A 19276-nucleotide genomic window follows, 5' to 3' on the forward strand; every position below is an offset into this window, starting at 1 on the left:
CGGGGCGTGCGTGCGGGCCGGAGCCTGCCCGCCGTGTCGCGCGCGCCCGTCGAGTGGCGGTCCGCGAGGCCGGTCGAGCCCCGGGAACTCGCGCCACCCCCGACCCAGCCGCCACGTCTGGCCCAGCCGCCGCGTGCAGCCCGGGCGCCGCGTGCAGCCCGGTCGTCGCGCCGGCCGTGGCGCGCGGGAGCGTCGCCGCCAGCGGTGAGACCCGAGACCGCGAGCGTGACCCCGTCGCCCGCCGTGGCGCCCGGGGCCGCACCGCCACGCGCGGAAGTGCCCGGTGTGAGCGCGCCCCGCCCGAGGTCTCGCAGCGGCGCCGGGCCGCTGGCTGCCCCGCGCGTCAGCGGTGCCGGGCCGCTGACCGTCTCACGGGTCAGGCCGGCCGGCGCGGCCGTGCTCCCCGCCACGGCGCAGGCGGCGGGGGGATGGGTGTCCGGACGAGTGACATTCATATGGTGCCGGGTCCCGTTCGCTGGTCAGCCCGCACGATGCGGGGGTGCGTACGCGTGGTCGCGGGCACGGGCGGAGCCGAACCCGGGGTGGCGCGGCCGGCCGCCACGCGAGGGCCATGGCCCCACCGTGTCGGCCCACCGGGGTACGAGCGGCCGCCCCCGTGACGGCGGCCACCCCTGTACGGGGACCACCTCCGCGGCGGCGATCGCCCTCGTGACGGCGACGGCCTCGGAGCCGGCGACCACCCTCGTGTGGCCGGCTAGTCCGACGACGTGGACCGGCCCGCCAGGAACAGCCAGGGACAACACGGCGCGGACGGTCGCCCCGGCAGCCCCGTCTAGCAACCGCCGCCCGCCGAGGCCAGCCGGCTCAACGGAAGCGACCCCATGCGGCATCGACTCCAGGTGTTCGCCCCCGGCCGGGCCCCCCACCGTGGTGGCCCGGCACCCGCCCCTCATGCGGCGGGCGTCTCCAAGGCGTACCCGACGCCGTGCACCGTACGGATACGCTCCGCGCCGATCTTGCGCCGCAACGCCTTGATGTGACTGTCCACCGTGCGCGTACCCGACGCGTCGGCCCAGTCCCACACCTCCGCCAGCAACTGCTCCCGCGAGAGAACGGCACGGGGCGTGTTCGCCAGACAGACCAGCAGGTCGAACTCCGTCGGCGTGAGATGCACATCCGTTCCCCGTACCCGCACCCGCCGCTGCGCGTGGTCGATCTCCAACTCCCCGAGCCGCAGGATTCCGGTACGCGGCGTGTGCGCGGCGAGCGCCGCCCGCTCCACACGGCGCAGCAGCACGTGAACCCGCGCGGCCAGTTCGCGCATCGAGAACGGCTTGGTCATGTAGTCGTCGGCACCGACGCCGAGGCCCACCAACATGTCGGTCTCGTCGTCGCGCGCGGTCAGCATGAGCACCGGCACCGGCCGCTGCGCCTGAACCCGACGGCACACCTCAAGCCCGTCGAACCCCGGCAGCATCACATCGAGCACCAGCAGATCGGGCTGCCACGCCTCGGCCGTGTCCACGGCCGCCGGCCCGTCCCCGGCGGTACGCACCTGAAATCCCTCCGCACGCAGCCGAGCCGCTATGGCATCGACGATCGTGGGATCGTCCTCGATGACGAGCACGCGGCGCTGCGCCCCATTGGCCCCGTTGGCGGCTCCCGCCGTGCCACCCAGGCCGTTGTGTGTCTGCTCCATCTGCCCGCCCCTGCGTTGTCTCTTGCCTGGCGCGCCGGGGTTGGTCATCCCTGGCTACCCAGGCAGCATTCGCTGGCAAGCAGCGTAAACGCAGTGTGCGTAGCTCGGCTACGCACCGCGAATCGCGAGGTGAACGACGTCCGGGACGCCTCGGGCAACGGCGATCTCTTCCGTCCGTACAGACGTGAAACCGGCATTCCGCAACGCCTCCTCAAACGCCGACGACGGTTGCGCGGACCAGATCGCGAGTACTCCGCCGGGGTTCAACCGCTCCCGGCAGGCCGCGAGCCCCGCGGGAGAGTACAGACCACCGTTGTCCTCGGTCACGGTCCAGTCCGGGCCGTTGTCGATATCAAGACAGAGCGCGTCGTACCGCTGCACCGCACCACCGACCGAGAACTCGTCCACCACCAACGCCCCCTCGTTCCTGCCGGTGCCGGTGTGGGTGCTGGTGGATGTGGCTGGGGGTGTGGATATGGCTGGGGCTGGGGTCGCGGCTGGGGCTGGAGAGGAGCCGCGCAGGTAGGCCACCAGGTCCGTGTGCAGGATCTCCGTCCGGGGGTCCGCGAGGGCCGGCCCGGTGAGCGCGCCGAGTGGCCCGTGGAGATGCCAGTCGATCACCGCCTCTTCCCGCTCGGCGACGACGATGCGCCCCCACCGAGGGTCAGCCACCGCCTCGATCAGCGAGAACCCCACCCCAAGCCCCCCGATCAACACCACGGGCCCGGCGATCGCCCCGCTGCTCGCGGGTCGCGTGCCAGCCTCCACGGGTCGCTGGTCCGCCGGCAGGGCTCGGAGCCCGTACCCGATGCCCGACCCGCTCTCCGGATCCCCCTGCGGGTCCTGTTCCGGAAGGCCGCTGCCCTGGAAGTCCCGGCCCAGAAGGCCGACACCCCGAGAGCCGGCGCGCCGCGAGCTTTCCGAAGAGTGCTCACGCCCGTCGTCATACTCAGGGCCGTCGCCCCCGAGGCGAGACGGGCCAGAGCCCTGGTCGCCCCCCACCGCGCCGGACACCCGTGCGCCGCGCGCCAGGGAGCCTCCCGCCACCTCACCGGCCGCCAGGCCCCGATCAGCCTGCGTGCCGTCGGCCTCAGCGCTGTCGGGTATCGGCCGCGGACGGGCGTACAGCTCCGGGCGGCCGCCCTCGTGGGTCCCCTGTTCACATACGGGCGAGTTCGCGCCGGGCGTGGCAGGGTCGGCGCGATGATCCCCGGACACGTCGCGGCCCCGCCCCGGACGGCCGTCGGCCAGGGCCGTGAGCGCCGCCCGGATCAGCAATCGTTCCGACCGCCCGTCGGAGGTGTCCATCAGAAAGCAGCCGTTGGCGATGATCTCCCAAACCGTTCCCGCGCCTTCCCCGCGTCGGCGCAACGCCACCTCCCCGTAGGGACCCTCCCGGCGCTCTACGGTCACCGGCCGGTCTTCGGTGTCGTACGGCGCGAACTGGGGCGACGCGAACTCGTACGGCGCGGCGGACATGGTGCTGACCTCCGGGGGTGTGATGGCGCAAGGTGAGCGGTGGGAACCGGGCCATTTTCGCCACACCAGGCCGAGGCGGTCCAACGACATCGAGGTACGCGACCGGAACCGTGTGAGCCAACTGTGTACGGCCGCCACCAAGCGGGTGATGACATCAAGCCGCCCATGGTTGCCTAGAGTGATGATCATCACACTCCTTTCCGGGGGTGCGCGGTTCTCGAATGGCAGAAGGTAGAGCCGGGCGGCACGAAGCCGCGCGATCCGTGAAACGTGATCCGTGAAGTCCGTGAAAGGGGTCTCGGGGCGGTGACCTGGTCGGAGACGGCCGTCGAATCGGTCGGTGAGGGGACGCTCCACGCTGCCCCTCCCGCAGCGGCCAGCCCCCTCGGCTCCGCTGCTGAAGTCGAACCGCGTCACGCCACCCCGGCCGTCGTGCGGCGCGAGCTCCGACCGAGCGGCTCCGCCGGTCCGATCCTGCGGCCCACCTCCGAGGCGCCCGGCGCGGCTCGCCCCGCCGGCCTCCCTGTCCCGCCGCACGAGCCCGACGCCCCAACCTCCCGGCTGGCGATTGCCAGCGCCACGACCTCCCGGTCTGCGGCCACTCGGCCAGTCATCCCGGCGCGTGTGACACCGCCTCTCCTCGTCAGGTGCATCCCCTCCCGCTCTGTCACTCCCACGGTGGGCACCGCTCCTCGCGCGCCGCTGAAGCCGACGCCCGCCGTGACGAACGTGGTGGCCCCAACAGCGAGCACCCCTCGCCTCGGCGCTCCCCCCCACCGCACGTCATCGCGTGAGGGCCGGTATCCATGGCGCTCGCACCCCAAGCGACTGGCGCCGGATCGGACGGAGTGGAAGGCGAGCCTCGGGCAGTGCGGGACGCGCGCTCGACGCGGGGCCCTCGGCTGGGGCAGGCGGTGCGCGACGGCTCTGCCGACACCGACCCGTACGCCTTTCACGTTCTTCTACACGGTCCTCCTTCTCGCCACTGGCCTGTTCGTAGCCTTCGGTGAGCCGGGTGCGGTGGACGGGGCTCTGCAGGGTTCGAGTTCCGACGCCTCGAACCTCACGCACCGGCCGCTGCTCGCCCTGGCGGCCAGCGGTATGTGGGTGGCAGGTGGGCTCGCGTCACCTTCCATCGTGTTGTTCCTCTTCGTGTTGGGCGCGTTGGAGCGGAGGGTGGGCAGTTGGCGCGCGGCCGGGGTCTTCGCGCTCGGGCATGTGCTGGCCACTCTGTTCACTGAGCTGCCGATTGCCGCGTTGGTCGCGTCCGGTCACCTTCCTCCCAGCTCTCTCGATCGGCTCGACTACGGGATCAGCTATGGGTTGTTGACGAGTCTGGCCGCGCTGACGGGTCTCTTCTCGCGCGGGATTCGGTGGGTCGTGGTGGGTGTGCTGGGTGCGGTGCTCACCCTTGATCTGGTCGAGCTCGCCGATCCCCTCACGAACTGGGGCCACGCCTTCGCCATGCTCATCGGCCTGTCCTGCTGGTCCCCGTTGCGCGGGCGGGCGACCAGAGGCCCTGGGCAGTAGCGATCGTCAGGGGGGCGGCTGCTGGGGGCGGAGGGTGCTGTTCCGGCCGACGCGCGAGGTTCTTTCCGGCAGGGCCTGAGGCGTGGCGCTGGCCTCGTGTCCCCCGCCCGAGTCTGACGCGGACCGGCTGGGTTGCGGCACCCGGAGCGTGACGGCTGGGGGTTGTCCGGTGGGCCGACCGGGAGGTGCCCTTCCGCACCACCCTTGATGTGAGCTGCCCTCTTCGTCGTACGAAGTCATGTCATGAGTGGTTGGTATGGCGACTCGGCTGCTCACGGTCGGGTGCGGCGACCGGCTCGGGGAGCGGGAAGAGGGAGAGGAAGCGCTCGACTGCCGTCAGGTTGCCCTCTATGGCCAGGTCGCTCGCCCGCGTCGCGTCGGCCAGATCGCGCCCGCCGTATATGACGGAGGCCAGCGCGCCAGGGGGGCCCTCTATTGTCGCGTCGGGCGCCGCGGCCGACCCTCTGTCGATCTCGAACACGCCGTCCGCGACCGTTGCGTGAAAGCTGTGTTGCCCCAGGCGTAGCTCGTAGGCGGCTTGGACGCCGTCGGCGGCTCCGGGGTCGAAGTTGGTCCTGAGGGAGAGGGCGAACGCGGTCGGGCTGATCTGTGCGTCACGCTGCTGGGTGGTGGAGCGGGCGCCCCAGCGGCCGAGGTCCCGGATGATCGGCTCCAGTTCAAGGCCCCACTCGGTGAGTTCGTAGACCCGGGAACTCGCCGGTGGCGGCAGAGTGCGCCGGTGAACGACGCCCGCCTCCTCCAGCTCGTCGAGTCGGTGGGACAGGACGTTGGTGCTGATGCCGGGCAGGTCGGTCCGCAGATCGCTGTACCGCTTGGGGCCCAGGAGGAGTTCCCGAACCACCAGGAGGGCCCAGCGCTCGCCCACCAGATCGAGTGCGTGTGCGACGCCGCACGCATCGTGATAACTCCGCTTCGTAGCCATGCGGTCAGTCTACGTGATCAACTCCCGAAAGAAAAGTACCTGATTGCTTTTTAGGACTATGACTGGCTACGGTGGTTCCACGATCTCCCGGGGAGCGTGCGGGAGGTCGCGGCACGGCGCGGTGCCTGGTCGGCGTGGCCGGGGCCGTCAACGAGTAGAGGAGTCACCGCGATGCGCATGGCCTTCATCAACCTGCCGGTCAGCGACGTCAAGCGATCCGTGGAGTTCTTCGGAAAGCTGGGCTTCGAGTTCAACGCCGAGTTCTCCGACGCGAAGACGTCCTGCATGGTCGTCGAGCAGAACATCTTCGTGATGCTTCTCGAGGAGGATCGCTTCAAGGACTTCATCAACGGGGACATCGCCGACGCCACGCGGACCACAGAGGTCATCACCTGTCTGTCCACGGAGTCCAGGGAAGAGGTGGACGAGAAGGTCGCCCAGGCCATAGCGGCGGGCGGCAAGCCGTGGAAGCCGGTGATGGAAGAGGGGTCGATGTACGGAGGTAGCTTCCAGGATCTGGACGGCCACGTCTGGGAGTTGATGTACGCGGCGCAGGCTTGACGGCCCTGGATGAACGCGCGCGGGCAGACGGCCCGTCGTGCATGCGGCGTTCTTGTGGGTCCCGATCGTCGGGGCGGCCCGCCTCAACGGGCTTGTGCGCACCTACGGTTGCCTCACCGGCGCGCTACGGGGGTGCGGGCCGAGCGCGTAGGAGTTCACCGCCAGGAGTTCCCCGCGCAAGCTCGCGCTCGACGGCTGAGCGGTAGTGGCGTCGCGCGGGTTGGGCGGGCCCGTGAAGTTGCCCCATGTGGCGAGCGCACGGTGGTCGCGCGCGGTTGCTCGGACCCGTCCTGAGGGCCGTGCCAGCGTTCTGAGGGGAGGCCAAGGGCAACGGCTGCCGCTTGGCCGCGGGTTGTGAGCGGTCCTTCGCGAGGCGGCGCCTCGCCCCGCTGGTGGTCAGACGATGGGGGGTTCGGGGCGTACGAGGCCGTTCTGGTAGGCGATGACGACGAGTTGGGCGCGGTCGCGGGCGCCGAGTTTGGTCATGGCGCGTTGGATGTGAGTGCGCACTGTCAGGACGCTCAAGACGAGTTCCCGGGCGATCTCGTCGTTGGACTTGCCGTGAGCCGCCAGGGCGGTGACCTCCTGCTCGCGGGGTGTGAGGTCGGCGAGGCGCGCGGTCGGAGCGAGGGGAGGCCCCGAGGTGGGAGTAGTGAGGAAGCGAGTGATCAGGGCTTGCGTGGCCCCTGGTGAGAGAAGGGCCTCGCCTGCGGCGACGGTACGGATGCCGTCAAGGAGCGCGTCCGTGGTGACGTACTTGCCGAGGAAGCCGCTGGCGCCCACGCGCAGCGCCTGGGCGACGTACTCCTCGGTCTCGAACATGGTCAGGATGAGGACACGGGTGCTGGCGAGCGCGGGGTTCTCGCAGATGGCGGCGGTGGCGGCGAGACCGTCCGCGCCGGGCATGCGGATATCCATGAGGACCACGTCGGGTTGGTGGGTGCGGGCGAGTTCGACTGCCTGATGGCCGTCAGCGGCCTCGCCGACGACCTCCATGTCGTCACAGGAGTCGATCAGGAGTCGGAAGGTGCCGCGCAGCAGGGCCTGGTCGTCGGCGAGCAACACGCGGATGATCAACGGTTGTCCTCGGGGCGTTGTCCGGCTGAGGCTTCCGCCGGAGTGCGGGGTTGGAAGGGCAGGGTGGCGGCGACTTCGAAGCCGCCGTCGGAGCGGGGGCCGGCGCGCAGGTCGCCGCCGATGGAGTGGGCGCGTTCGCGCATGCCCATCAGCCCGTATCCGCCACCGAGCACCGGAGAGACGGCCCCGCCGCTGGCGGCACCGTTGGTGACAGTGATGAGGAGGTGTGCGCTGTCGTAGCGGAGCCGGACGTGGGCCGAGTGATCGGCCGCGTGCTTCGTGGCGTTGGTCAGGGCCTCCTGAATGATGCGGTAGACGGTCAGGTCCACTCCCGGAGACAAGGGCCGCACCTCGCCCTCCGTGGTGACGGCGACACTCAGACCAGCGGATTCGCAGGCTGTGACGAGGTCAGGTAGGCGGTCCAGGCTCGGAGTGGGCTCCAGCGGGTCGGCGTTCGGGTCGGCGGTCTGACGCAGTACGCCCACGGTGGCGCGGAGTTCGAGCAGTGCGGAGGTAGTGGTGCCGACCAGGTCGGTGAGGATCTTGCGAGTCTGTTCGGGATGGGAGACGGCGAGGTGAGCGGCGGTCCCGGCCTGGGCGTGAGCGACGGCCATGTGGTGTGCGACGGCGTCGTGGAGTTCGCGGGCGATGCGCATGCGTTCCTCGGCGACACGCAGACGGGCCTCCTCCTCGCGGGTGTGCTCGGCGTGCGCGGCACGGGCCTTGACGGATTCGAGGTAGGCGCGCCGGAAGCGGCTCCGGCCGCCGAGGGACACCGGCAACAACAGCCACAGGATCGTGCCCACGGTGCGGAGGATGAAGTCATCACCGAGGGGCGCGGCTGCCAGGGAGGTCGCCACCAGTACAGCCATGGTCGCCGAGCCGTACACGTTGGTGGTGCGCGAATCGGTGAGCGCGGCGAGCCAGTACAGGGCGGTCATGACGGGAGCCAGCAGCAGAGGACTTGGCAGGTACCCCAGAGCGGTCAGCACGGCAGCCGCGGTCGCGGTGACCGTCAGGGTGGCCCGTGGGTGACCGCGGGCGGCCAGGACGGCCGCGCCGGAGACGACGAGAATCCAGGCGGGCCACAGGGCTTGCGGGGGCGAGGACTCGGACGTGCTGATCCGGGCCCCGAAGAGGGTGCAGACGCACAACGCCACCGCCGTGAGCACGTCCGTGGCTCGGGCGCGGCGCTCCCCGTGTCGTTCGAGGTTGCTGGTCATCGCGCTCTCCGTGTGGGGTCGTACCGAGGTCTATGGTCGCCGATGGCGCGGCGGGTGGGCCCGTGGGACCGCCGAGGCGTCTTCCTCGGGCGGCCCCACGGGTGGAGCGGGTCAGAGGCGTGCCGTGACCGGCCGGTCCGCGTCGGGCCCCGGGCCGGTGGGCCGCGCGTGGCCGAGCGCCTCGCCCTCCACGTCGACGCGGGGCAGGACGCGGTCCAGCCATCTCGGCAGCCACCAGGCCCGGTTGCCGAGCAGGGCCAGGACGGCGGGCACGATCGCCATCCGGACCACGAAGGCGTCGAAGAGCACCGCGGCGGCCAGCCCGAAGCCGAGCATCTTGATCAGCGACCCCTCCTCCCCGATGAAGCCGGAGAAGACCGCGATCATGATCAGCGCGGCGGCCGTCACCACCCGGGCGCTGTGCCGGAACCCGGACACGACCGCCTGGTCGGCGCTCTCGCCGTGGGCGTGGGTCTCCCGCATCCGGGAGACCAGGAAGACCTCGTAGTCCATGGCCAGTCCGAAGACGATGCCCATCATGAAGATCGGCATCAGGCTCATGATGGGTCCGGTCTGTTCCACCCCGAACAGGTCCGCGGCGTGCCCTTCCTGGAAGACCAGCACCAGCACACCCAGTGCCGCCAGCACGGAGAGGACGAAGCCCAGGGCGGCCTTGACCGGCACCAGCACGGACCGGAAGACCACCAGCAGCAACACCACCGCAAGCCCGCCCACCACCAGCAGGTACGGCGCCAGCGCGGACTGCACCTTGGCCGCGATGTCGATGTTCAGCGCGGTCGTACCGGTCACCTCGAACGTCGCCGAAGCCCGCTTCTCCACCTCTGGGCGGCCGTGGCGGATGGTCTCCACCAGGTCCTTGGTCTTCTCGTCCGTGGGGCTGGTCGACGGGGTGGCGCGGAAGATCGCCGTGTCGCCGGACTGGTTGAAGCTGGCCCGCGAAGCCGACACGATGCCGTCCGTACCGCTGATCCGATCGCGGACGGTACGCACCGCGGCCCGCGGATCGCCCGCCCCCTTCGCGTCCACGACGATGGTCAGCGGGCCGTTGAAGCCGGGGCCGAAGCCCTCGGCGAGCGCGTCGTAGGCCCGCCGCTCAGTGGTGGCGGTGGACCTGGCCTCGTCACCCGGCATGCCGAGCCGCAACGACGTCACCGGTATGGCCAGCGCGCCGAGGCCGACCACGCTGACGACCAGTACGGCCACCGGGCGGCGCAGAACGAATCGGGCCCAGCGCGTGCCCAGGTTGTCCCGCCGCTCCGTGTCCGGCGCGCCGCCGCCCGGGAGTGTGGCCCGCTCGCCGCCTCGGGCACGGGCCCCGCGAGCCAGCACGGCGTTGGGCCAGTACCCGAGCAGCGCGGGGACGACCGTCAACGCGACCAGCACGGCGACCCCGACGGCTCCCGCCGCGGCCAGGCCCATCTTCGTCAGGGTCGGAATGCCGACCACCGACAGGCCCGCCAGCGCGATCACGACGGTGACTCCGGCGAACACGACGGCCGACCCGGCGGTCCCCACCGCCACTCCCGCCGCGTCCTGCGCCGTTCGACCGCGCCCGCGCTCCTCCCGGTAGCGGGAGACCACGAACAGGGCGTAGTCGATGCCCACCGCGAGGCCCAGCATCATTCCGAGGGTGAGCGTGTCCGCGGACAGCCCCAGCGGTCCCGCCAACAGCAGGATGCCGAACAGGCTCACGGCGACCCCCACGATCGCGGTGAGCAGTGGCAGGCCCGCCGCTGCCAGCGATCCGAACGACAGCAGCAGCACGACGGCAGCCGCCGCGAGGCCGATGATCTCCGCCGTCCCTCCGGGGCCGCCGTCGCCGTCCATCGCCGACCCGCCGATCTCCACCGTCAGGCCCGCCGACCGCGCCTGCTCGGCCGCTTTGTCCACCGCCGCCCGGCTGGCGTCGGTGACATCGGAGGACTCCACCTTGTAGGTGACCACCGCGTACGCCGTCGCGCTGTCCTCGCTGACCGCGTCCGACGTGAACGGGTTGGCGACGTCGGCCACCTGGGGGCCGTCGGCCAGCGAGCCCACCGCGCGCTCGACGGCCTCCCTGGTGTCGCCCGTGGTCACCTGTCGCCCGCTTGGGGCGACGAAGACGATCCGGGCGGTGGCACCGTCCGCGGCCGTTCCGGGAAAGCGCTCCTCCATGAGGTCGAACGCCTTCTGCGACTCGATCCCCGGCATCGAGAACTCCTCGTCCGAGGGGCCCGCTGCCTGTCCGGCGCCCACCGCGATCGCGGCCAGCACCCCCAGCCATATCAGGAGGACCCGGCCACGGCGTCGAAATGCGCCGAGGCCGAGCCGATACAGAAATGTCGCCACGTCAGGGTCTCCCTCTCCACAAGCGATGACCGGTCAAGGCTCGCCCGGGGAGACCCGCTCCGTCGTCGTGCGGCTACGGGCATCCCGGTGTACTGAATCCGCACGACCACCTACCGCGATCGCGGTATACGTTCGCGCGACCCACCCGGCCCCCGCGCGCCGTGGCACCCGTCCACCGGGCGAGGTCGATGTTCCGGCTCGCCGGTCCTGGCCCAGGTCACCGCGGACCCGCGCCGGCGTTCGAGATCGCGTCCCCGCCGCTGTTGGACCGCCGATCCCGCCCGACACCCTCTCCCGCCCGGCCCACGCCAGCTCGTGCCGCCCGCACCGCAAGACCACCCCGCTCGGCACCGGACACACATGGACTAAAGCGGCACAGTGACCGGTTGGAGAGCACAGGGCGGGGCGGCAGGGGCCTGATCGCTCACAGCGAACACGCTGTGGGGAACATGAGGAGCCTCAGATGCATTGAGTCTGAGTAGCTCAACTTGCCTGCCGAAGGGGAGATCATGGCTTCGCTGTCTACACCGCTCACTCTGCCCGTGCTGCCGCTCGACGACGAGGTCGTGCTGCCCGGCATGGTGGTGCCGCTCGACCTGACGGACGCGGACGTACGCGCCGCGGTGGAAGCGGCCCAGGCCGCCGCCAGGTCCAGCGGAAACGGCACCGGAAGCACGGGGAAGCCGCAGGTGCTGCTGGTGCCCAGGGTCGAGGGGACGTACGCGGGGGTGGGCACGCTCGGCACGGTCGAGCAGGTGGGCCGCCTCTCCGACGGCGACCCCGGCGCGCTCATCCGCGGCGTGCACCGCGTCCGCGTCGGCGCCGGGACCACCGGGCCCGGGGCGGCGCTGTGGATCGAAGGCACTCCGGTGGAGGAGGCCGGGCCGGACGCCAGCGACCTCTCGCCCGGTTCCCAGGCCGAACTGATGAAGGAGTACAAGGCGCTGGCCACGAGCTGGCTGCGCAAGCGCGGTGCCTGGCAGGTGGTGGACCGGGTCCAGCAGATCGACGACGTCTCGCAGCTCGCCGACAACTCCGGATACCTGCCCTTCCTCACGCTCGCCCAGCGGCTGGAGCTCCTGGAGACCCTCGACCCGGTGGCACGCCTCAAGCTCGCCATGGGCTGGCTCCGCGAGCACCTGGCCGAGCAGGACGTGGCCGAGTCCATCGCCAAGGACGTGCAGGACGGTGTCGACAAGCAGCAGCGCGAGTTCCTGCTGCACCGCCAGCTTGAGGCCGTACGCAAGGAACTCGCCGAGCTCAAGGGCGACAGCGAGGACGAGACCGGCGACTACCGGGCCCGTGTCGAGGCCGCTGACCTGCCGGAGAAGGTGCGCGAGGCGGCCCTCAAGGAGGTCGACAAGCTGGAGCGGGCATCCGACCAGAGCCCCGAAGGTGGCTGGATTAGGACCTGGCTGGACACGGTTCTCGAACTCCCCTGGAACAAGCGGACCGAGGACGCGTACGACATCCGGGGTGCCAAGGAGGTGCTCGACGCCGACCACGCCGGACTGCGGGACGTGAAGGAGCGCATCACCGAGTACCTCGCGGTGCGCAAGCGCCGCGCTGACCGTGGGCTCGGTGTCGTGGGAGGTCGGCGGGGCGGTGCCGTGCTCGCGCTCGTCGGTCCCCCCGGCGTCGGCAAGACCTCGCTCGGGACGTCCGTCGCCCGCGCCATGGGGCGCGAGTTCGTACGGGTCGCGCTGGGCGGTGTCCGGGACGAGGCCGAGATCCGGGGCCACCGACGTACCTACGTGGGTGCCCTGCCGGGCCGGATCGTGCGAGCGATCAAGGAGGCCGGCTCCATGAACCCGGTCGTCCTGCTCGACGAGATCGACAAGGTGGGCTCCGACTTCCGGGGCGATCCGGCCGCCGCGCTCCTCGAAGTGCTCGACCCGGCGCAGAACCACACCTTCCGGGACCACTACCTGGAGGTCGAACTGGACCTGTCCGACGTGGTGTTCCTGGCCACCGCCAACGTGCTCGAAGCCATTCCCGAGGCGTTGCTGGACCGGATGGACGTGGTGCGCCTCGACGGCTACACCGAGGACGAGAAGGTCACCATCGCGCGTGACCACCTGCTGCCGCGCCAGTTGGAGCGGGCCGGGCTCGAGCCGGGTGAGGTCGCGCTGGAGGACACGGCGCTGCGCAAGCTGGCGGGGGAGTACACCAGGGAGGCGGGCGTGCGGAACCTGGAGCGGGCCGTGGCGCGCCTGCTGCGCAAGGTGGCCGCCCGGCACGAGCTCGGCGAGCAGGAGCTGCCGTTCACCATCGGTCCCGAGGAGCTGCGTCCGCTCATCGGTCGCCCCCACCACACCCCGGAGGCGGCGCAGGACCCGGCCGAGCGGCGAACGGCCGTCCCCGGCGTGGTCACCGGGCTGGCCGTCACCGGCGCCGGTGGGGACGTGCTCTACGTCGAGGCGTCGCTGGCCGACCCCGAGACGGGCGGGGCGGGGCTCACGCTGACGGGCCAGCTGGGCGACGTCATGAAGGAGTCCGCGCAGATCGCGCTCTCCTTCCTGCGCTCACACGGGGCGGAGCTGGAGTTGCCGGTCGCCGACCTGAAGGAGCGCGGCGTTCACCTGCACGTACCGGCCGGTGCGGTGCCCAAGGACGGGCCGAGCGCGGGCATCACCATGACCACGGCGCTCGCCTCGCTGCTGTCGGGCCGCCAGGTGCGCCCGGATGTGGCCATGACCGGCGAGGTGTCGCTGACCGGCCGGGTGCTGCCGATCGGCGGGGTCAAGCAGAAGCTGCTGGCCGCGCACCGTGCCGGGATCACGACGGTGATCATTCCCAAGCGGAACGAGCCCGACCTGGACGACGTTCCCGCCGAGATCCTCGATCGGCTGGACGTGCACCCGGTATCGGACGTGCGGCAGGTGCTGGAACTGGCGCTCCGCCCCGCCGCGGAGTCCGGCTCGCAGCGGGGCGCGGACGCCCGAGAGCGGGTCGCCGCCTGAGCTGACCGGAGCATGATCCACGGTCGGTGACCGAGCCGGTGCCCTCCCTCGGGGGGCGCCGGCTTCGGCGTGTCCGGGCGCCCGGAGCGCCTGAGCCGACGCCACCGTCAGGTGCTCGCGGCGGGCCGCCTGGGGCGGCGCGGGGCCACCCGGAGGCGGGGCCCGGCGCCGGACGTCCGGGCTCGCGGCGGCTGGCCGGCGGACGCCTGGCAGGGGCTGGTGTACGCCGCGCCCGGCACGCCGGCGGCTGCCTTCCGCCGGAGCGGCGCAGCTCCTCACGCGGGTGGGCTCACCGCGCGTGGGAGGGCTCCTGACCTCGCACGACGGCGAGCACCACGGTTCTCGAAGGACGCGTCAGGCCACCCCGTGACGACTGGAGTGACGGCACCTCAACTCGAAAGGGTGAACGAGTCGTTGATGATCTCTGTGACCTTGACAGGTAGACAGGTCTGTCTGTTAGCTTTTGAAGCGTCAGACAGACCTGTCTGTTTGCTACCGAATCCTCCGTGTGGCCTCGCCGCACCGGTCGTACGCATCGCCTCCGAAACAGGAGACTTTCGTGGCATCCGAGCCCCGCACCCTGGTTGTCCTCGCTCACCCGCAGTTGGCTGACTCGCGCGTCAACACAGCCCTCGCCGATGCTGCCAGGAGCGTTGCCGGCGTCACGGTCCATGACCTGTACGCCACGTACCCCGACGCGCGCATCGACATCGCACACGAGCAGGGTCTGCTGCGGGCGCACGACCGGGTCGTGCTGCAGTTCCCCTTCTACTGGTACGCGGCGCCGCCCCTGCTCAAGCAGTGGCTCGACGAGGTCCTGGTGTACGGGTTCGCCTACGGCAGCGAGGGTTCCGCCCTGCGGGACAAGTCGCTGCGGGTGGCGACCTCCGTAGGCGGGCCTCGCGACTCGTACGGACCCGAGGGCGTGCACCGCCACTCCGTGCCGGACCTGCTGCGGCCCTTCGACGCGACGGCCGGGGCGACCAGCATGCGCTACGAGGAGCCGTTCGTCGCCTACGGCACGCGGCGGATGGACGAGGCGGGGCTGGCGGCCCAGCAGGACGCGTACCGGACCCTCCTCCAGGCCAGCCCGTCGCAGGGAGCGTCACACATAGCGCCGGCCGCCGCCGAGGAGTCGAGCCTGGCCGCCTGAGCGCGACGACGACACCGGGGTGTCGTCACCTTCGCCCGGGGTCCCGGCACGGCGTCCACGCTGTGCCGGGACCTTCTGCGTCGCCCGCCGCTTCACCATCCGTCGTGGCGGCACTCGGAGAGGGCCGTGCGCGCTGGTGTGGGGCCCGCGTGCGGCCCGGTCCGTGAAAGTGGTGGGCCGTCGCCGGACGGAGCGGGCGAAGGGCGCACGCGCGAGGTGAGGGCGTAGAGGCCGGGGCCCGTGGGTCAGAGCCCATGGACGGCGGTTCGACGGGCGCCTTCTCGACCGGCCACACCCGGGCCGTACGCGGGGCGCCTGCTCGGGGCGGGCGTGGGTGGGTCGGCGGGGGCGTCCGGGGGCGGCCAGGTGTGCGGGGCCGGCGCGGTGCGTGGTGACCCCGAGGCCGGCTAGGTCAGGGCGGGGTCCGGGCAGGCGACGGTGATCAGGGTGCGCGCCGCCGCGCGGGCGGCCTCGGTGAACTCGGGTGTCGGCTCCAGAGCCGCGGCGGACATGACGCCATCGATCAGCACACTGAGCTGTCGGGCCAGCAGGATCGGGTCCTCGGCACCCGCGGCGGCGGTGAGCTCCCTCAACCACGCCCGCACGGCCTGCTTGTGCTCGACGCTGGTGGCGTGTGGGGCGGTGCCGGGCTCGGTCTCGCTCGCGGTGTTTATGAAGGCACAACCACGGAAGCCGTCGCAGATGGTGGCCGCTCGGAGCGCGTCGAACAGGCCGAGCAGCTGCTCCCGGGGGTCGGCGCCGGCGCTGGTCGCGGCCTCCTGGAGCGCACTGCGCCACATCCCGTCGGCGCCGTGCAGATAAGCGATGACGAGATCGTCCTTGGAGCGAAAGTGAGAGTAGAGAGTCGCCTTGGCGACACCGGATTCGGCGATGATGCGATCCACGCCCACACCGCGTACACCGTGAGCGTTGAACAACTCCGTCGCCGCATCCAGAATCCGACTCCGGGCGGGAGACCGCTTGCCAGCCATGCGTCACGCTCCACGAGGTGGGTGCCTGGTTCGGGTGGCGGCCCGCCGCCGTCAGGGGTGCGCGTCCGGGGCCAACGCCAACGCCCCAAGGATACAGACAGACCTGTCCGTATGGGTGAGTTGGGACGCACTGGCACGGGTCACGAGAGGCGTAGGGGGCCGACGGTGTGGGGCGGGGTGGCGCGGGACGGAAGCGGCCCCTCTCGCGCGGGGCGAGAGGGGCCGTGTGGCGCGGGGGGCGCGGGTCGCTCACGGACGCCGGGGGAGGGCGTCGCATGCGATCTCACGCGCCGCCGGGGGAGCGGGGTGACCAGGGAGCCGTGCGGGGACGTCCGCTATGGGATGTCGCAGCGTGAGCGCGGCTGGTTAGCCTTTGGCGAGAGCCTGGAGACGGTCATATGCACCGTTGAACCGATTGTGATCGCCAACGATCGGGCCCGTGGAGGTGTACTGCCACATGGTCTGGAAGCCCCATCCGGCGGGAAGTTCACCCACCGACGACCCATAGCGCGGAACCCACAGCGGATTCGTGTTGCCGAAGCCCGCGTAATTGCCCGTGCAGGTCTTCCACCAGCTGGTGGACGTGTAGATGACGGCGTCGCGACCGGTGCGTGCCTTGTAGGTGTTGAAGAAGTCGCGCACCCAGTTGACCATCGCGCTCTGGCTCAGGCCGTAGCACGTGGCGCCATACGGGTTGTATTCCAGGTCAAGCGCACCGGGAAGGGTCTTACCGTCGCCCGACCAGCCGCCACCATTGCTGGCGAAGTAGTTTGCCTGTTGGGCGCCGCTGGAGACGTCGGGCAACGCGAAGTGGTAGGCACCACGGATCATGCCAACGTTGTAGGAGCCGTTGTACTGCTGGGCGAAGTCCGGGTTCTTGTACGTCGTGCCCTCGGTGGCCTTGACGTACGTCCAGCGCACCCCGCTGTTCCACAGCGAGGACCAGTTGACGTTGCCCTGGTGGCTACTGACGTCGACACCCTCGACGGAGGCGGCGCGGGAGGAGGGGGGTGAGCTGTTCGGGTTGCCGCCCTCGCGCTCCAGGATGGTGGAGCCCATCCAGTCCTTTTCCGGGTGCGGAATGGGCCGCTCGGCGGCGGTAGCCGCGCCGGGCAGGGTGAACGCGATCGTCATGGCGAGGAACGTTGCGAGAAACCCGACCACTGCGGTGAGGGAGCGGCGGGGGGAACCGGGTCTGAACGCGGGCATGGGCATGCCTCCGATGGCCTCGGTGGGGGACTGGGGACATGGCTTTGGAATGACCATGTCATAACCAACTCTACGGGCGTAGATGGCGAGAGGGGAAGAGGTCCTAGGTGGAACCCCGGTGTATTCCTGCAAAATACTGGCGGAGCCGTGGCGGCGCGTCGCGGCACGACGAAACTTTCGCGTGTGGAAAAGCCGAAGAGGTGCTGACGTGCACAACACCGGGGTCGGGGGAGTCGCCGACGGCGAGGGCCGGGCGGGGGTCGACAGCGCCTTTCTCGCGCTTGAGCGTGAGTTGTCCGTCTTTCTCCGTCGAGCTCGCGCGAACCTGGGCGAGATGGCGCGAGAGGTGCACCCCGATCTGGAGCCCGCCGCATACGGGTTGTTGGCTCGACTCGGGGACGCGGGGCAGTTGCGGGCCACGGACCTGGCCGCCTACTTCGGTGTCGGCAAGGCGACCATGAGCCGCCAGCTGAGGGCACTGGAAACGCTCGGCCTCATCGCCAGGGCGCCTGACCCGGGCGACGGGCGGGCCTGGTTGGTCCATCTGACGGAGGAGGGCAGGGTCAGGTACACCCGGGTGCGCAACGGGTTGCGGGCGCGCTACGCCCAACGCCTGGAGGGGTGGGAGCGCACGGAGGTGGCGGAGCTCGCTCGGCTCCTCCATCGGCTCAACAGCGGCCACGAGGCCGAGCCGGCCGCGCCCGGACAGATAGCGCCTCCGCGCCCGGACCCCGAGGTCACCGCCCACAGCGAGTAGCCGCCTCGCCCCGGCTCGCCTCACCCCGCCTGTTCCGGGGGCGGCCCGGCCGACCTATGGCCCTCCCTGGCCCGTGCTGTCGCCTCGTCGACCGTTCGGATCGACTCGCTCGGGGCGCACCGCGCTCCGCGTCCCGAGCCCGCGCCTCGCCCCGCCTCGTCCTCGCTGCCCCTCCCGGGGTAGGGGCCCGGGAGGGGCCTGGCGGTGGGCGTCAGAACTCGGCGTAGATCGCCGTGGCGTCGTCGTGTCGCTTGCCCCGGGGGAACGCCTCGCCGTCCGGGTCCGCGTCCTCCGCTGCCCGCACCCGGTCGATCAGGGCCTGGGTCCCCTCCTTGCGGAGGACGGCGAAGGCCTCCGTCCAGTCGCCCTCGCGGAAGATCTCGACCCAGCGCGTGGCCCCGTCGCTGAGGGCCGCGAGGGCCCTGACCGCCGCGCGCGGGGTGGTGCCGGTCACGGCGCGGCGGGCCACGTCCGGGTCGGCGGCGGCGGTGAAGAAGCCGCCTTCGGCGTTGCGCAACGCCTCGACCGCGCGTCCGTACGCGGCGCTCGCCGTGCGGCGCTCGACCGACCCGCGAGGGAGCACGCTGGCGGCCCTGCCCAGTGCCCGTACGCGAACTGGCAGCTCGTCAAGGCGTGGGTCGAGTGCCGGTGTCACGGTGCCGTCGGGCGCCTCGACGAGCAGGGAGGAGTCGGAGAGCACCAGATGCTCGACGATCGCGGCGTCCCAGCGGACGACGATCACGGTCGCCTGCGGCGTGCGAACGTGAGAAAGGTCACACGTGTCGCGGTGGACGTCGGCGGTTCGGGTGATCGCGACCGCCAGGCAGTCCGCGAGGGTCATGTCGCGTCGCGATCCGGACAGTTCGAGGAGCGCGCCGCCCAGGCGGGAGGTGAACCAGGGGACCGAGTGGTCGCACCCGTACGGGTCGGGCGGCGGGGTGACGCCGTCGAGTAGTACCAGCGCTCCACCCTGCCCGGATGCCGGGAGGGCCAGGGACGCGTAGTCCTCGTTGGGGCGTTGAGGGTCCCCGGGGGTGGTGGTGAGGTCGAGGCGCATGAGGCAAGTCTGCCGTACGGCTATTCGAGTCGGCCGGCGACCGAAAGGGGCCTGCTTATTGGCCCATACCAATGAATTCCAGGTGGTATCCGGGAGGTGAAATCGGATGGAACGGGTCCTGGAAAATCTGCGGGCGGGCATCCTGTCAGGGCACCGTGGGCTTTTCCACTTGGTCGAGTCAGCGCGCATGTGCGGACCGTGGCGCAAGTTGATGGCCAACTTCCGATTGATGTTCACTCGTTCGAGTGGCCGGGCTGTCGATGGGTGCCTGCCGCACAGCGGTACTGGAAAGGTCGGTTTCCGTACCAGGAGTGGGCCCGCGT

The 19276-nt window shown here is 71.1% G+C and carries 14 protein-coding genes and 1 pseudogene; 5 read left to right on the plus strand and 10 right to left on the minus strand.

Features of this window, described 5'->3' with window-relative positions; genetic code table 11:
* Positions 1–910: 910 nt before the first annotated feature.
* From ACFVFR_RS18550 to ACFVFR_RS18560, 3 genes and pseudogenes are all read right to left on the minus strand, one after another.
* Positions 911–1660, minus strand: a complete 750-nt coding sequence (locus tag ACFVFR_RS18550) for a response regulator transcription factor (RefSeq protein ID WP_383702805.1) — start codon at positions 1658–1660, stop codon at positions 911–913.
* Positions 1661–1768: 108 nt separating this feature from the next.
* Entirely contained in the window at positions 1769–2428 is a 660-nt protein-coding gene (locus ACFVFR_RS18555; protein WP_383702904.1) for a spermidine synthase, read from the minus strand.
* A 465-nt stretch (positions 2429–2893) separates the two neighbouring features.
* A pseudogene (locus ACFVFR_RS18560) lies at positions 2894–3139 on the minus strand (hypothetical protein); the annotation flags it as partial.
* 927 nt (positions 3140–4066) lie between these two features.
* On the opposite strand from ACFVFR_RS18560, the gene ACFVFR_RS18565 reads away from it, so the two are divergent.
* On the plus strand, positions 4067–4669 hold the full coding sequence (locus ACFVFR_RS18565) for a rhomboid-like protein (protein WP_383702907.1): 603 nt from the start codon (positions 4067–4069) through the stop codon (positions 4667–4669).
* Positions 4670–4910: 241 nt separating this feature from the next.
* Here ACFVFR_RS18565 and ACFVFR_RS18570 read toward each other — a convergent pair whose 3' ends face one another.
* Positions 4911–5612 (minus strand): winged helix-turn-helix transcriptional regulator, encoded by a 702-nt coding sequence (locus tag ACFVFR_RS18570; protein ID WP_383702807.1) that lies wholly within the window; start codon positions 5610–5612, stop codon positions 4911–4913.
* 171 nt (positions 5613–5783) lie between these two features.
* Here ACFVFR_RS18570 and ACFVFR_RS18575 point away from each other — a divergent pair, with 171 nt between their 5' ends.
* Positions 5784–6173 carry a VOC family protein gene (locus tag ACFVFR_RS18575; RefSeq protein ID WP_383702809.1) on the plus strand — a complete coding sequence of 130 codons (390 nt, stop codon included), beginning with the start codon at positions 5784–5786 and terminating at the stop codon, positions 6171–6173.
* Positions 6174–6569: 396 nt separating this feature from the next.
* Here the strand turns inward: ACFVFR_RS18575 and ACFVFR_RS18580 are convergent, their stop codons facing one another.
* The 3 genes from ACFVFR_RS18580 to ACFVFR_RS18590 all read right to left on the minus strand — a co-directional run bounded on the left by ACFVFR_RS18580 (position 6570) and on the right by ACFVFR_RS18590 (position 10822).
* Positions 6570–7250 (minus strand): response regulator, encoded by a 681-nt coding sequence (locus tag ACFVFR_RS18580; protein WP_383702811.1) that lies wholly within the window; start codon positions 7248–7250, stop codon positions 6570–6572.
* Positions 7247–8473: a sensor histidine kinase gene (locus tag ACFVFR_RS18585; protein WP_383702813.1), complete on the minus strand. Its 1227-nt coding sequence runs from the start codon at positions 8471–8473 to the stop codon at positions 7247–7249. The genes ACFVFR_RS18580 and ACFVFR_RS18585 overlap by 4 nt, the downstream gene beginning before the upstream one ends.
* Before the next feature lie 111 nt (positions 8474–8584).
* Positions 8585–10822, minus strand: coding sequence for an MMPL family transporter (locus ACFVFR_RS18590; protein WP_383702815.1), 2238 nt, complete (start codon positions 10820–10822; stop codon positions 8585–8587).
* A 509-nt stretch (positions 10823–11331) separates the two neighbouring features.
* On the opposite strand from ACFVFR_RS18590, the gene lon reads away from it, so the two are divergent.
* Both lon and ACFVFR_RS18600 read left to right on the plus strand, forming a co-directional pair.
* Positions 11332–13785, plus strand: a complete 2454-nt coding sequence (gene lon / locus ACFVFR_RS18595) for an endopeptidase La (protein ID WP_383702817.1) — start codon at positions 11332–11334, stop codon at positions 13783–13785.
* Positions 13786–14344: 559 nt separating this feature from the next.
* Positions 14345–14938, plus strand: a complete 594-nt coding sequence (locus tag ACFVFR_RS18600; protein WP_383702819.1) for an NAD(P)H-dependent oxidoreductase — start codon at positions 14345–14347, stop codon at positions 14936–14938.
* A gap of 407 nt (positions 14939–15345) precedes the next feature.
* Here ACFVFR_RS18600 and ACFVFR_RS18605 read toward each other — a convergent pair whose 3' ends face one another.
* Complete coding sequence (locus ACFVFR_RS18605; RefSeq protein ID WP_383702821.1) at positions 15346–15930, minus strand: TetR/AcrR family transcriptional regulator; 585 nt, start codon at positions 15928–15930, stop codon at positions 15346–15348.
* Between the two features lie 366 nt (positions 15931–16296).
* On the minus strand, positions 16297–17139 hold the full coding sequence (locus tag ACFVFR_RS18610; protein ID WP_383702823.1) for a lysozyme: 843 nt from the start codon (positions 17137–17139) through the stop codon (positions 16297–16299).
* Between the two features lie 208 nt (positions 17140–17347).
* Here ACFVFR_RS18610 and ACFVFR_RS18615 point away from each other — a divergent pair, with 208 nt between their 5' ends.
* Positions 17348–17896: a MarR family winged helix-turn-helix transcriptional regulator gene (locus ACFVFR_RS18615; protein WP_383702825.1), complete on the plus strand. Its 549-nt coding sequence runs from the start codon at positions 17348–17350 to the stop codon at positions 17894–17896.
* A gap of 211 nt (positions 17897–18107) precedes the next feature.
* On the opposite strand, the gene ACFVFR_RS18620 is transcribed toward ACFVFR_RS18615, so the two are convergent.
* Positions 18108–18953: a hypothetical protein gene (locus ACFVFR_RS18620; protein WP_383702827.1), complete on the minus strand. Its 846-nt coding sequence runs from the start codon at positions 18951–18953 to the stop codon at positions 18108–18110.
* Between the last annotated feature and the right edge of the window lie 323 nt (positions 18954–19276).

This window comes from Streptomyces sp. NPDC057702, assembly GCF_042799315.1.
Classification (GTDB): Bacteria; Actinomycetota; Actinomycetes; order Streptomycetales; family Streptomycetaceae; genus Streptomyces.